This is a genomic window from Pseudomonas sp. SIMBA_067, from assembly GCF_046534675.1.
Taxonomy (GTDB): domain Bacteria; phylum Pseudomonadota; class Gammaproteobacteria; order Pseudomonadales; family Pseudomonadaceae; genus Aquipseudomonas; species Aquipseudomonas putida.
In genome coordinates, this window is the sequence record NZ_JAWRYH010000276.1 from 1 (window position 1) to 281 (window position 281).

Consider the following 281-nt stretch of genomic DNA (forward strand, 5'->3'; position numbering starts at 1 on the left):
CCAACATGCGCCAGCGCCTCGTCGGGCGTAATACCGCGCAAAATGGCGATCAGCGGGAGTTTAGTTTGCCACTGCATGAGCGATGCTCCTTATACCAGCCTGAAATGCCGTGTCGCCCGCCACCGCCGTCACGTCGCAACCCATCGCCTGAAAGGCTTGCTGGTAGCGCGCGGTCAGCGATGTTCCGGCGACAAGGGTGATGGCGTGTTGATGGGCCACATAGTCGCGCATACTGGCGACCTCTGCACCAATCAACAAACCAGAGAGAAATTCGCTGACCT

At 59.1% G+C, this 281-nt stretch carries 1 protein-coding gene; it reads right to left on the bottom strand.

The genetic code is table 11. From position 1 onward, the window contains the following. Positions 1-60 precede the first annotated feature (60 nt). A partial coding sequence (locus tag SB765_RS29070; protein ID WP_410932411.1) for a 2-dehydro-3-deoxygalactonokinase occupies positions 61-281 on the bottom strand: 221 nt, incomplete at its 5' end.